The sequence below is a fragment of the Siccirubricoccus phaeus genome, assembly GCF_008360935.1.
GTDB classification, from domain to species: Bacteria; Pseudomonadota; Alphaproteobacteria; order Acetobacterales; family Acetobacteraceae; genus Siccirubricoccus; species Siccirubricoccus phaeus.
The window spans coordinates 98,864-111,702 of sequence record NZ_SRXO01000020.1 but is presented as its reverse complement, the minus strand read 5'-3'; the positions used below and the strand labels follow the sequence as shown (position 1 = coordinate 111,702).

General features: G+C 65.9%; 7 protein-coding genes. 3 read left to right on the top strand and 4 right to left on the bottom strand.

The window, feature by feature from the left end:
* Positions 1 to 262 precede the first annotated feature (262 nt).
* The 3 genes from E5N76_RS22990 to E5N76_RS22980 all read right to left on the bottom strand — a co-directional run bounded on the left by E5N76_RS22990 (position 263) and on the right by E5N76_RS22980 (position 7,317).
* Complete coding sequence (locus tag E5N76_RS22990; protein ID WP_149539663.1) at positions 263 to 1,009, bottom strand: hypothetical protein; 747 nt, start codon at positions 1,007 to 1,009, stop codon at positions 263 to 265.
* A gap of 4 nt (positions 1,010 to 1,013) precedes the next feature.
* Positions 1,014 to 6,776 (bottom strand): DUF4011 domain-containing protein, encoded by a 5,763-nt coding sequence (locus tag E5N76_RS22985; protein ID WP_149539662.1) that lies wholly within the window; start codon positions 6,774 to 6,776, stop codon positions 1,014 to 1,016.
* 169 nt (positions 6,777 to 6,945) lie between these two features.
* Positions 6,946 to 7,317 carry a hypothetical protein gene (locus E5N76_RS22980; protein WP_207792082.1) on the bottom strand — a complete coding sequence of 124 codons (372 nt, stop codon included), beginning with the start codon at positions 7,315 to 7,317 and terminating at the stop codon, positions 6,946 to 6,948.
* Positions 7,318 to 7,395: 78 nt separating this feature from the next.
* On the opposite strand from E5N76_RS22980, the gene E5N76_RS22975 reads away from it, so the two are divergent.
* Genes E5N76_RS22975 through E5N76_RS22965 form a run of 3 tightly spaced genes read left to right on the top strand, consistent with a single transcriptional unit; the run spans position 7,396 to position 10,732 of the window.
* Positions 7,396 to 9,012, top strand: coding sequence for a recombinase family protein (locus E5N76_RS22975; protein WP_268921324.1), 1,617 nt, complete (start codon positions 7,396 to 7,398; stop codon positions 9,010 to 9,012).
* The gene (locus E5N76_RS22970; protein WP_235907838.1) at positions 9,012 to 9,905 is read left to right on the top strand and encodes a plasmid partitioning protein RepB C-terminal domain-containing protein; all 894 of its coding nucleotides are present in this window, start codon (positions 9,012 to 9,014) and stop codon (positions 9,903 to 9,905) included. Before E5N76_RS22975 ends, E5N76_RS22970 begins: the two co-directional genes overlap by 1 nt.
* Entirely contained in the window at positions 9,905 to 10,732 is an 828-nt protein-coding gene (locus E5N76_RS22965) for a plasmid partitioning protein RepB C-terminal domain-containing protein (protein ID WP_207792081.1), read from the top strand. The genes E5N76_RS22970 and E5N76_RS22965 overlap by 1 nt, the downstream gene beginning before the upstream one ends.
* A gap of 271 nt (positions 10,733 to 11,003) precedes the next feature.
* Here E5N76_RS22965 and E5N76_RS22960 read toward each other — a convergent pair whose 3' ends face one another.
* The gene (locus tag E5N76_RS22960; protein WP_149539660.1) at positions 11,004 to 12,836 is read right to left on the bottom strand and encodes a hypothetical protein; all 1,833 of its coding nucleotides are present in this window, start codon (positions 12,834 to 12,836) and stop codon (positions 11,004 to 11,006) included.
* Positions 12,837 to 12,839 lie beyond the last annotated feature (3 nt).

Here is a 12,839-nt window from a genome sequence, read left to right as displayed (position 1 = left end):
GAGCAGCGAACTATCGGCACCACCTGGCGCAAGGTCGGCGCCATCCTCGACCTCGTCAGCCCAACCGAATGCGCCAACTATCTCGCCAACTCAGGATATGCTTCCGCCTAAACACAGCATGCTCTAGCAGGGCGTTATCCGTAGCGCCCCGGAGAATGTAAGCCTTTGAAAAATGGAGCAGCGGTAGGAACCGGAGAACGAAAGTCTCTGGCGGCTTACAGTGTCGGCCTCCCGTTGGCAGGTGAAGCAACGTCCGCAGGCGTCACGCTCGCTTCAGCTTTCCGCTGCCCTGCCGAGCGCGGAGCGTTTCGATCGCTGTCGTCAGCCGCTCTTCGAACTTTGCGGGCACGCCGTGCCGCCAACTGTCCAGGATGAAGAAATTCGCCTCTGGCTGGCGGGCTCGGCCGCGTATTGGCGGACACACCGTGAAATCCAGCCGCTTCGCCGCACGTGGATCCGCCCAGACCTCGAATCCATCCCGTTGCAGCCGAAACGACAGGACCTGCCCTTCCTCCGCGCGCGTGAAGCCGAGTTCGATCAAACGAACTTCTGCGCTGGCCATCGCCGCATCGTCACGCGGCGTGCGGCCCCACATCTCTTCGTCGAGCAGCATCCCCGGCTTTCGCGGACCAACATCATACACGCGTTCGGTACGTCGGCGGAGCTCAATCTGCGCGGCGGCACCCCGATCGGCCTCGACGAAGTCGCTTTGCAAGGAATCACGCGCGATGGCGAAAGCGGCCCGCGTCCCAGGACACTGGCGGACGTTCCCGAATCCTTCTAGGTGCCTGCGCAGTCCTTCGGGGATGGTGAAGCCGATATCATAGGGGCCCGAACTACCTCCGCGACATAGGGGACAGCGTGCCCGTGGCTGCCAATGTGAAGCCACCGGATCTGGTTCGGCCAAGTCGATCGCCGCCTCGACGACCCGCTTTTCCCAGGCGTAGTGGTCTTCGCGCGTCCGACACGCGTGATAGTCGCGCATGAGAGCGGCGATTGCGTCCGGCATGAGCTCAATGATGTCGCGCCGCGCCCGATAAAGTTCGTCTTCGAGCCTGCGGACACGCTCGTCTTGTGGTTTCTCGAGATGCTGAAGTCCTATCCGCCGCATGGCCCGGATCTGCGGCAAGGAGCACCTCAACGAGCGAAGCGAGGCGAATGCGGTAGTCGTCTTCGTAGAACTTCGCTGGATCAAGCTGAGACAACGTCTCTTGCGGCACGGCGCGGATCGTCTCGGTAGTCCCGCTACCATCTCGTGCTGCCTCGTCCGCCGCAGCCTCTGATAGGCTCTTGACCGGCTCCGTCTCCTCTCTGTCCTCTGCATCATTCGCAGCGGCTTCATACGGCTCCTGGACTGTCACCGCAGCATTGGGCTGCATCCGCTCCGTCGTGGCGCGCGCGGCACTCCGCCTCGCCTCAAGCAGTTCGATGAGAATGAGGTGGACACGGTGCGTCTCGCGCTCCGCGTTGGTCCACCAATCGGTCGACCAGATGCGCTGGATACGCCAGCCAAGACCTTTCAGCACGGCCTGACGGAGCCTGTCGCGATCACGGGCTGATGCAGATCGGTGATAGGTTGCGCCATCGCACTCGATCCCCGCCAGGAAGGCGCCGGGCGCATCGGGGTCCACGATACCGAGGTCTACGCGGAAGCCGGACACGCCGATCTGCGGGTGCACAGTCCAACCTCGCGCGCGCAACCGTTCGGCCACGGCTGCCTCGAACGGGCTCTCGAAGTCGCCCAACGGGCCGGTCGATGTGGTCGCGAAAGCCCTCGCGCCATGCTCAGCAAAAGTCAGAAACTGCTTCAGATGCGCCACGCCGGTCGCGGATGTGCGGGCGAGATCGATGTGCTCCGGGCGAAGGCTGCCGAAAACCAGCAGAGCCTCTCGGGCGCGGGTCACCGCGACATTCAGCCGGCGCTCACCTCCCGACTGGTTCAGCGGGCCGAAATTCATCGCGACGCGGCCTGTCACGTCAGGGCCGTAGGTGAGCGAGAAGATGATGACGTCGCGCTCCTCGCCCTGCACGCCCTCCAGGTTCTTCACGAGCACCGGCTCGTCCAGGTCATCCGAGAAGAACCGCTCCAGGGAGGGATCGTCGCGCCGTGCCTCGTCCAGCAAGTTTTCGATCAGCGACTGCTGCTCGGCGTTGAACGTCACGATACCGATGGAATGCTCACGCCCTCCGGCCCCCATCTGGCGAAGGCGCCCGACGACCTCGGCGACGACAGCCCGGGCCTCGGCTTGGTTGGTCCGCGCGCCAGCCCGTGCATAGATGCCATCGGCCACGTGACGAAACGACACCGCGGTGTCCTTCACCACGGGGGAAGGGAAGGTCACGAGCCGCCCGCCATAATACTGATGGTTTGAGAAGGCGATCAGCCCTTCGTGACGGCTGCGGTAGTGCCAGGTGAGTTCCACGCTACGGATGCCGGCACCGAGGCATTCGTCGAGGATGGATTCCAGATCCTCGGTTTCGAGTTCAACCTTCCCGTCCTCGCCGCTGCCATCGAATGCGTCGGGGATGGCCCGCTCGAAGAAGCGCGTCGGCGGCAGTTGCTTGGGGTCACCGACCACGATCACCTGCTGTCCGCGGCCGACGGCACCGATCGCATCCCAGGTCGGGATCTGCGAGGCCTCATCAAAGATGACCAGATCGAACTGCGCTGCATCCGCCGGCAGATACTGCGCGACCGACAGTGGGCTCATCATCAGGCAAGGTGTCAGGCGGCGGATTGCCTGCGGCATGCGCGTAATCAGCTGCCGCACGGGCAGATGTCGCTGCCGCTTGGCAAGCTCCCGCGTCAGCACGGCGTATTCCGGGCTGGCCTGGCGCTCGGAACCGCCAGGCATGGCCTCGGTGATGCGCGCCCGGGCCACACGGGCGGAGAGATCGAGCATCCGCTGGTCGAGATCACGGAACCGCTCGATGCGCTTCTCATGTGTCGCGGCGACGAACCCACGAAGCCGCGGAAGATCATCCGCGGCGACCGTGATCCACCAGCGCGCATAGTTGGCCTCGAATACCCGGCCGGCATCGGCAGGGGCCAGCATGCCGTTTTCCATGGTTGCAAGAAGCGGGGAAAGGCCGAGGCTTTCGGCGCGCTGGACCACGCCGCGCCAAGCACACCAGTCACGCAGATGTGCGGCGCTCTCGCCCCAACCGGCAAGGTGAGACCTGAGCGCTCCGGCCCAATCTGTCTCCCCATCGACCACGACCAGTGCCGGGTCGCCTCCACACAGCGGCGCCAGCGCGGCGAGGGTGGACTTCACCTCGGCCATTGCCTTGGTCAGGAGCCGGATCGGCACGGTCACGGCGCCAGCCTCCCCGAGCAGATCGGCGCCCTCCGTCAGCAGCCTGCGGATATGGTCCCGGAGCGCCAGGAGCGCGGCGGGATCCGCGGCACAGCCGGCCACGGCTGACCTGATGGCCATGCCCCGATCGAGCGATGCCTCGATCCCAGCGAAATCCGATTGCAGGCCGCGCCACCGTCGGCCAAGCAGCGGTTCCAGAAGCGCGGCATGGGGGACGAGTTCGGTGGCCTTCGCCTGCATGGCGATCAGCCGCTCAAGATCACGGGAGGGGTCCTCCGGCACGCGGCTGGCGGTAGCAGCGAGCCTCTCGCGGATCGCCTTCTGGCCAGACCGGCGCTTCAGCCACCACCGACCACCGGCATCCCGCCACTCCAGCAGCATCGCCTGCAGCGGAAGGGTAGTGACCGAGGCGTTCCATTCCGCATCGAGTCCCCGGGCCAGATCGCCATGGTCGCGGGCAATCGCCGACGCGGCCTGCAGCGCGCCTCGCGCTTCCCGCGCTGCCTCACCCAGCGCCCAGGCCGCATCCGGCGCTGCCGGGTCTAGGAGTAGACTGGCTAAGTTGTCGATCCTCTCCACGACCTGGCGCGTCAGCGGCGTGTCAACTGGCAGAGCCAGGGCGCGCAGCGTGCCCGGCAAGGCTCCCTGAAGGCGGCCGAGCGCCGAGACGGCGCGCCGCGCTGCCTCGACGAGATTGGCCTGCCAGGTCGGGGACCATTCGGTGGCGCCTATTCCGGCGAGAGCCGCGCAGGTTCCCGTCTCGCCAAGTCTGGCCCGCGTTGCGGCCGCATCCTCAATCGCTTCTATGAGGCGCTGGTAATCGCCTGCATCATGCGAGTCGGCAGACGGCCATGACAGCGCGACTTCCGGCACGCCGCCGGTCTCGGCACGAAGCATGACGCCGATAGCCCGATAGGGCGTCCAGCCGTTGCGCCCCTTCCGATGCAATTCGCGGACATAGCCATTGAGTTCCGCGCGCAGGGCCGCCGCCTCTTGGCCCGCGGAGGCCCAGGCCGCGTGATCGAAGGCCTCGCGGGCCTGCTGGGCACGGTTCAACTGCTCCAGCACGGCCATCTTGGAGGCCTTGGACGAGAACAGATCCAGGCAGAAATCATCGAGGCCAACCTGGCGCAAGCGACGTTGGACGACCTCCAGCGCCGCGCGCTTCTCGGCCACGAACAGCACGCTTCTGCCCTGGGCGAGCGCGTTCGCTATGATGTTGGTGATGGTCTGGCTCTTGCCCGTCCCGGGCGGGCCGATGAGGACATAGCTCTCGCCACGCGCGGCGGCTGCCACAGCGCGAAGCTGCGAACTGTCCGCCTCCATCGGGCAGGCAAGCCCGAGGAGACCCGGATCGTCGTCGAGAGCAGCGCCGGCATGGCCTGTCGCGTTGGTGGGGCTGCTGCCCGTGACGGCGTCGTCTGGCCCTGGGATGCCATCGGACGGGCCGTCCATGAGCCGGCGCGCCACCTCGCTCTCGCGCAGAGCATCGGCGCGATCGGCCAAATCCTTCCACATGAGATATTTGGTGAAGGACAGATTGGTCAGCGCGACCTCGTCAGTCACCTCCCATCCCGGGATCTCCCGGACCTTGCGCCGAAAAGCGTCCAGAATCGCCGGGACGTCCAACCCCGAACCATCCTCTGGGACCGCTTCGAGCTCCGGCATTCGAACGCCGTATTCCTGCTTCAGCATTTCGAGCAGCGTGGCGTTGATGCGAGTCTCGTCGTCATGGGCGCGGAGCTGGAAGCCCGACTTCACGCTCGGGCGTTCAAGTACCACGGGCACGAGGATCAGCGGCGCACGATAGGGCTTCTCCTTTCCCTTCGGCTTCCAGAGCAGGGCGCCGATCGTCAGATAGAGGGTGTTGGAACCACCCTCCTGCTGCGATGCCCGGGCCGTCCGGAACACCTCCGTCAGGTTGGCCTGGAGCTTCTCCCCCTCCAACGCCACCAACAGTTCGCGCTTCGTCAGCGAATCCCGGGCAAAAGCCTGGTTCGCTTCCTCGTTCAGGCGATCCCGATGCAGCCGGGCGCTGCGGGGATCGCCACCGGCCATCAGATCGGGCCAGGGGCGGAACCGGATCGGCGGCGGCTTCGCGCTGCCACGCATGTCGGCCAGCATATCCTCCAGCCTGGCCGGATCGTGACAATCGATCGCGACGGTCTGCCTGCCGCCGAGCCGGAGGTTCAACAGCCGGTTCCGCCCGGAGAGATCGAGCAGCCGCTTGCGCCAGCGCGCCAGCCGATCTGCGGCGGTTGCCGGCGGTGGCTCGGGCTCCGGCTCATCGTCATCGCGCAGAGGAGGCGCGTCCTCGATCGGTGGTGGGCCGACCTCGATGGGCGCATCCTCGCCGACGGCCCCGGTGCCGCCCCGGCTGTATCCGCCGGACGGCGCGCCGAGCGGACGGATGCGCCGCTGTCGCGCCCGATGCACGTCGATGACGCCTTCGAACTCCTCGTCTCGCCCGGCTGCGACCTTTTCGGCTCCCGCGGAACAAGCCCGTTTGAAGCCCGGCGCCGGGGCCTGGGTGCAGAGCGTCGTCTCGAACAGCAGGACGTCGTTCAGCGCGAGGCGCGTCCGAAGGCTTGGCGCATCATCTGCCACCGAGGCGCCGAAATCATGCTTCGAGAGCCACACACCGGCAAAGGCATGCCCCCTGGTCAGCACGATGAGCGGCCGGAAGCCAGCGTGTTCCAGGCAGGCGGCGAAGAGGACCGTCAAGTCGAGGCATGTGCCAAGACGTTCCTCCATGATCTGGCGCGGCGGGCGGACGCGCTGCCCTTCGACCTCGAAGGAAGGCGGTGGGTTGACGTAGCGAATGTCAAGCGAGCAGACGGCACTCCACACGGCGGCAGCCTGTTCCCATAGGCGCTGCTTCGACGTCGCCTGGTAGCCTTCAAGGCCGTCAGGCTTTCCCTGCGCGCGAAGCAGGTCCGAAGCCTTCCGGAGGATTGTCGCGACGGCGGGGTCGTTGGGTTCCACGAATGCAGCCAGCAGGTCGGGGATGCTGCCGTTCCCGCCCCATTCGTTGTGCGCCAAGAAGCGCACATCCTGCGTCACCTCGGCAACGCACCGTTCGCCGGATCGCGCTGTGAAGGAGACGCTGCCGCGGATACCTTCGGTCAGGCCACCAAGCCAAGCGCCATCCAGCTTCAGGTCGAGATCGTCCATCACCCGCATCTGGCCGGGCCCGACCTCCGCGAGCCGCCAACTGCGGGGCAGGATGGCCGGAGGGGTGCTGACGACCTCCACGACGATTTCGCCGAGGCGTTCTTCCGTATCGTTGAAGAGGGTGAGTTCTGAAAGCACCGGGACATGATTGGCCCAGAGCGCGACGTTGACGGCACCTTGGAGCCGTGCCGACAGCTGAATCTCCGAGCTGTCGACAAGGCCACTTTCCGTGCTGACAGGCGTCGCGGCTTCTTCTGTCGCTTGGGTGCCTTGGTCCAGCGTCATTCAAGCTCCGGGCAGCTGCGCAGTATCTATTGCAACTTAGCCGTCTTCATTGTTGGGCCGAAAATTGCAATCTCGTATAGAACGCAATTGGCTTCCGATTGGCAAGTAGTGCAGCAATCCGAGCCGAGGTGCCCGGAGGCAACGCGATTCCCCGGGTGCCCAACCGTCGCTATCCAGGCGGCAGTGCTGACAAAGCCCGCCGAAGATGCTCCCTGACCGCGTCGAGATCCGGCGAATGCCCGGAGCGATCGCGCCGCGCGAGGCGCAGCATGGCGAGGAAGACGGCATCGGACTCAGCCATCAGGGCGATGAGATGTTCGCCGCGCGGACCGGGCTTTCCGCCGATCCATCCCTTCACCGCACGCTCGCTGGCTCCCGTCCAACGCATGATGGTCTTCGCTGACACACCATCCGCGTTCATCTCCTGCCGCAGCGCCTCAGCGATCGCGCGCGCATAGCCGATTGGCGCCTGCGTCTCCACATCCAAGAAGGGCAACTTCTTGCCCTTCGAGTGCAACAAGTTGCCCTTCTTCGTCCGCACAGCCGATTCCGCTCCCGGTATGATGGGAGCGAAGGTGCAACGCGCTCGACCGCCCGCCCGGAATGTCGCGACGTGACGATGCTGTTGTGTTCCTTCGTGGCCTGCATGCGAAGGGATGGAGCATTGGTCGAACCAGCAGGTACCAGCGGAGGCGACGAACCTGCGCCCGAGCCAAAGATCCGCGCGGCCGAGTATGTGCGGATGTCGACCGACCATCAGCGCTACTCGACGGAGAACCAGGCTGACGCGATCCGCGACTACGCGAAGAGCCACAACATCGAGATCGTCCGGACCTACGCCGACCACGGAAAGAGCGGTCTGACCATCGCCGGGCGCGACGCGATGAAACGGCTCCTGGCCGATGTCGAATCAGGCCGGGCGGACTTTACCCTCATCCTCGTCTATGACGTCAGCCGGTGGGGCCGCTTCCAGGACACGGACGAAAGCGCCTACTACGAATACAAGTGCAAGCGCGCCGGCGTCCGGGTGATCTACTGCGCAGAGCCCTTCGAGAACGATGGCAGCGTCGCTTCCGAGATCTTCAAGAACATCAAGCGGACCATGTCGCGGGAGTACAGCCGCGAACTGGCGAGCAAGGTCTTCATCGGGCAATGCCGCCTCATCGAGCTCGGCTTCCGCCAGGGTGGCCAGGCCGGCTTCGGGCTCCGGAGGTCACTGGTCGATGGTGGCGGCACCCCGAAAGGTGAACTGGAACGGGGCGAGCACAAGAGCATACAGACCGATCGTGTCGTCCTCACGCTCGGCCCGGCCGAGGAAGTCGAGACGGTGCGGTGGATCTACCGCACCTTCGTCGAGGACGGGCGAAACGAGGGGGAGATCGCGCGCCTTCTAAATGAGCGGGGCATCGCAAATGAGGCTGGCAACCCTTGGTCACGCGGCACGGTCCACCAGATCCTGATCAACGAGAAGTATGTCGGAGACAACGTCTGGAACCGCGTCTCCTGCAAGCTTCATGAGAAGCGTCGATCGAATGCGCGCGAGATGTGGATCCGGCGCGACGGCGCCTTTCCGGCTGCCGTCGATCGGCTACTGTTCGAAGCCGCGCGGGTCATTATTCGGGAGCGTTCCCGCAAACTCACCGATGAAGAGATGCTGGATGCCCTGCGCCGTATCCTGGCAGCCCACGGACGCCTCTCCGGCATCCTCATCGACGAGGCCGAGGATTCGCCATCGAGCAGTGCCTATGCCCAGCGGTTCAAGGGCCTTATTCGAGCCTACCAGCTGATCGGCTACGCGCCGGATCGGGACTTCGCGTTCCTGGATGCCAACCGGGCCACTCGCGAATTGCATCCCGCCTTGGTCGCGCAGGTCATCGCCGGCATCGAGCAAATCGGTGGCACCGTTTCGCAGGACCCGGAGACCGATCTGCTCACCGTAAACGGCGAGTTCACCGCCGCAATCGTGCTGTCGCGCTGCCGTACGGCTCAGAGTGGCGCGCGGCGCTGGCTGATCCGGCTGGATGAAGGGCTGACGCCAGACATCACCATCGCAGTGCGGCTCGCTCCCGGTGAGACCAGTGTCACCGACTACTACCTGCTGCCATGGATCGATCTTGATCTCTCATCGCTGCGGCTGCGGGACGCCAATGGCCTCTCGCTGGACGCCTTCCGGTTCGACAGCCTGGACCCATTCTTTGCGCTCGCTGCCCGAGCGCCGATCAGGGAGGTTGGATGATGGACGGTCGTGAAGCCGGGGCGAAGACCCAAAGCATTCCAGTCGACCTGATCGACGTGGCCAATCCCCGGGCCCGCAACCAGCGGATCTTCGAGGGCATCGTGGCGAGCATCGCAGCCGTCGGCCTGAAGCGTCCGATCACCGTGGCGGCCCGCCCCTCGGCCAATGGCATCCGGTATGACCTGGTCTGCGGCCAGGGGCGCCTTGAAGCCTTCCGCCGACTTGGCCAGACGACAATTCCGGCGTTGGTCGTCGAAGCGGATGCTGAGCAGCTCCAGATCATGAGCCTGGTGGAGAACCTGGCACGACGCCAGCACCATGCCCTGGACCTGCTTCACGACATCCAGGGCATGCAGGAACGTGGACACTCGGAGGCCGACATCGCCCGCAAGACTGGCCTGACCAACGAGTATGTTCGGGGCGTCCTTCGCCTCATCAACCGAAGCGAGACACGGCTGCTCGTCGCGGTGGAGAAAGGCACCATTCCCGTGAGCATCGCGGTGGATATCGCCCTTGCCGCAGACACGGACACCCAACGTGTGCTGCAGGAAGCCTACGAGAAGAATCTGCTGCGTGGGCACAAGCTGATCGCCGCGAAGCGGCTGGTCGAGCAGCGTCGCCGCCACCGGCGCCTCGGCGGGAATAGCGATCGGGGAGAACGCGCCCGGCCGCTCTCGGTGAATGCCCTGGTGCGGACATACCAACAGGACACAGAAAAGAAACGCCTGATCGTGCGTCGTGCTCTGGCGACGCGGGATCGGCTGGTCTTCGTGCTGGAAGCACTACGCACGCTGATGTCAGATACGGTCTTCATGCGGTTGCTCGAGGCCGAGCAGATCGAAACCTTGCCTCGCAGCCTGAGCGAGCGCCTGCGTTCACGGGGAGCCGCATGATGGGAAAGCCACCGACGGTGCCGACCTGCTTCGAGCCGAACATTACGTCCATCAAGATCAGCCAGATCGACCTGCTGCGCCCCGTGGCGCAGAAGGTCCGGCGGTCGGCAAAGTATGCGCGCGTTGCCTCGTCGATTGCGGAGGTCGGCATCATCGAACCGCCAGCCGTTGTGCGGAAGGAAGGTGCCGAAGACCGCTACTTGCTGCTGGATGGTCACCTTCGGCTCGACATCCTGGTATCCCGTGGGGTGGAGACGGTGGATTGCCTGCTCGCCACGGATGATGAGGCCGTCACCTACAACAGGCAGCTCAGCCGCCTTGCCGTGGTTCAGGAGCATCGCATGATCCTGAAGGCCATCCACAATGGAGCCTCTGAGCAGCGCATCGCGCGGGCGTTGAACATCGACATGCAGACGCTGCGGGAGAAGAAGCGGATGCTGTCGGGCGTATGCCCGGAGGTGGTTGAGCTGTTGAAGGATCGGCCTGTTGCCGCTGGCCTTTTCCGGGTCCTGAAGCGCATGCTGCCCTTGCGCCAGATCGAGGCCGTCGAGCTCATGATTGCCATGGACCGCTTCACGATCACCTATGCGGACGCGCTGCTGGCGGCGACGCCACAGAGCCAGCTCGTGCCGGACGAGAAGCCGAAGCAGGTTCGCGGGCTGACGACGGAGCAGGTTGCGCTCATGGAGCGAGAGAGCGGACAGCTTGAGCGGGAGCTTCGCGTCGCAGAGCGGAGCTATGGCCCGGACCACATGCATCTGGTGGTTGCGCGCGGCTACCTCTCGAAGCTGCTCGGCAATGTGCGATTGGTGCGCCACCTCGCGTAGCACCATCCCGAATTTCTCGCCGAGTTCCAGCGGATCACCGATGGGGATGCCGCGACGGCTTGAGCCGGTGGGCCGGGCGGGGCCGGCCATCGGGATGGGGACCCGGACCCGAAAGCGCGGGGACCGCCGGAGACGCTGCACGAGGGGCAGATCGAGGGTGGTGGTGGGGATGGCGGCGAACCCGCTGGTGCCCACCAGGCCGGCCGCCATAGGGCCGGCCGCATGGTTGGAGGCGGGTGCGGAGGCGACAGCGCCGTACCCGCCGCCCGGCTCACGGGAGTCGCCGCTTGATCACCTGCACCGCCAGCGGTGCCGCAGCGAGATCCACTGTCGACGCGCTGACGTTCCGCGCCGTCACGCGCACGCTGTTGTTCGACCAGACATGGCAATCCAGCACGAAGGCGATGCTGCTGGTGTCGAGCGAGGCGTCCGCGTAGTCGCCCCGCCGCGCCCCAGGCACGGTCACATCGACATTGGCGGTCGCACCGGCGGCCATGCTGGGCAGGTCCCAGCTGGTCTCCAGCGCCAGCGTCCGCGTGCCAGCCGGCAGCGACGGGCAGCCATAGAGGATCGACGGCGCATCCTCCGGCAGGCCATAGAGCCGCAGCGCCTCGAGATCGATCGGCCCGTCGAAGCCGATGATGCCGATCTGCGCGAAGGCGACGCTCGGTCCCAGCCGGATGGTCTGCCGCCGGTTGAGCGAGTTGTCCTGCATCACGGCACCCGCCTGCCAGCTCTTGGAGGCGACTACCCACTGCATGGTGGTGCCGGAGGCCAGCACGTCCTCGGGCTGATCCTCCCGGATGTTCCCACCGCCATCGAAGCAGCGCACGCAGAGACGCCCGCCATCGGCACCATCCGCCAGCCAATGCGCCAGGGCAAACTCCTTCGCGTGCGTCGTCTGCACCACGAAGGCGACGCCCCGATTGGCGTTCAGCTGCAGCCCCCGCCCGGTTCCGGCGATGCCATCCAGTCCGCTCCAGGACAGCCCCGCCATGGTGGTCTCGGTGGTGGTGGAGGTGGCGATGACACAGGCGCCCTCCACGCCGATCTCGGTGTTGCTGTAGCGGAAGGCGGCAGCGCGCAGGTTCGGGATGTTGGCCAGCAGCCGGGTGAGGCGCGAGGCTGGCGCGCGGTGCCGGTTGTAGACGGCATTGCCGGCCCGGCTCGCGGTCGCGGTGTAGTCGATCCCGACCTGGTAGGTGTTGGACCAGGCCACCTCGTATTCGCAGTCCGTCGCCGCGGCGGCGTGCCGAGCGGCGATGGGCGAGCAGGCTTCCATGCGCATGCCGCGGGCGATGATGGCGGTGCCACTCGTCTCGTTCAGGAAGGGAATCGCGACGTTCGGGTCGAGCTGGCGCAGCTCGAAGTTCGGCCCGTCAAAGATATGCCGGTTGTGGTTGTTGTAGGCTCCGGCCTGCCGCGAGAAGCGCACCCCATATCGGTCCGTGGTCGCGTTGATCCCGGTGGCGCAAGCGAAGTGGCCGCCATAGTAGCGGATCGAGGTGTTCCAGGCCGTCGCCGTGGCACAGTGGACGTCCAGCCCGTAGCGGTTGTTCAGGATGCGGCCGAGGATCAGCGTGGTGTCCTCGAAGCCGCGGCCGTCGCCCAGCGTGCGCAGCCCGATGCAGAAGCCCGAGACCAGCCGGAGGTCGAGCAGCGAGGAATCGAGGTTCCGCGCGACGATACCGATATCGGCCTCGCTGGCCCAGTCCGACTGGATCTGCCGCGTGACCTGGAGGTTGAGGTAGAGCTTCTCACCATTGCGGATGGTGCCGCCATCGCCGAGCGTCAGCACGGTCGCCGGGGCGCTGGCGGCGCCGGTGTACTGGATGACGCCCTGCATGATCAGGCCGCGCGCGCCGCCGCCGAGCGTTACGCCGGCATCGACGTTCCAGGTGCCGGTCGGGATGACGGCGAGCTTGCCATCGGCGGCGGCGCGGTCGAAGGAGGCCTGGATGGCGGCGCGGTCGTTGGCCGCGCCATCGCCGAGCCCGCCGAAGTCGCGCGGCATCACCGCCTCGCGGTCGCGGAGATACTTGGCCAGGTCGGTCTTGGAGATGTTCTGGCCGAGGACCATCAGGTCATCGATGCGGGCGGCCATGGC

Coding starts and splice junctions, on each gene's coding strand:
- E5N76_RS22990 (WP_149539663.1), bottom strand. CDS start 1,009: ATGCCGGACGCAATCGCCGCTCTCATGCGCGACTATCACGCGTGTCGG.
- E5N76_RS22985 (WP_149539662.1), bottom strand. CDS start 6,776: ATGACGCTGGACCAAGGCACCCAAGCGACAGAAGAAGCCGCGACGCCT.
- E5N76_RS22975 (WP_268921324.1), top strand. CDS start 7,396: ATGCTGTTGTGTTCCTTCGTGGCCTGCATGCGAAGGGATGGAGCATTG.
- E5N76_RS22970 (WP_235907838.1), top strand. CDS start 9,012: ATGGACGGTCGTGAAGCCGGGGCGAAGACCCAAAGCATTCCAGTCGAC.
- E5N76_RS22965 (WP_207792081.1), top strand. CDS start 9,905: ATGGGAAAGCCACCGACGGTGCCGACCTGCTTCGAGCCGAACATTACG.
- E5N76_RS22960 (WP_149539660.1), bottom strand. CDS start 12,836: ATGGCCGCCCGCATCGATGACCTGATGGTCCTCGGCCAGAACATCTCC.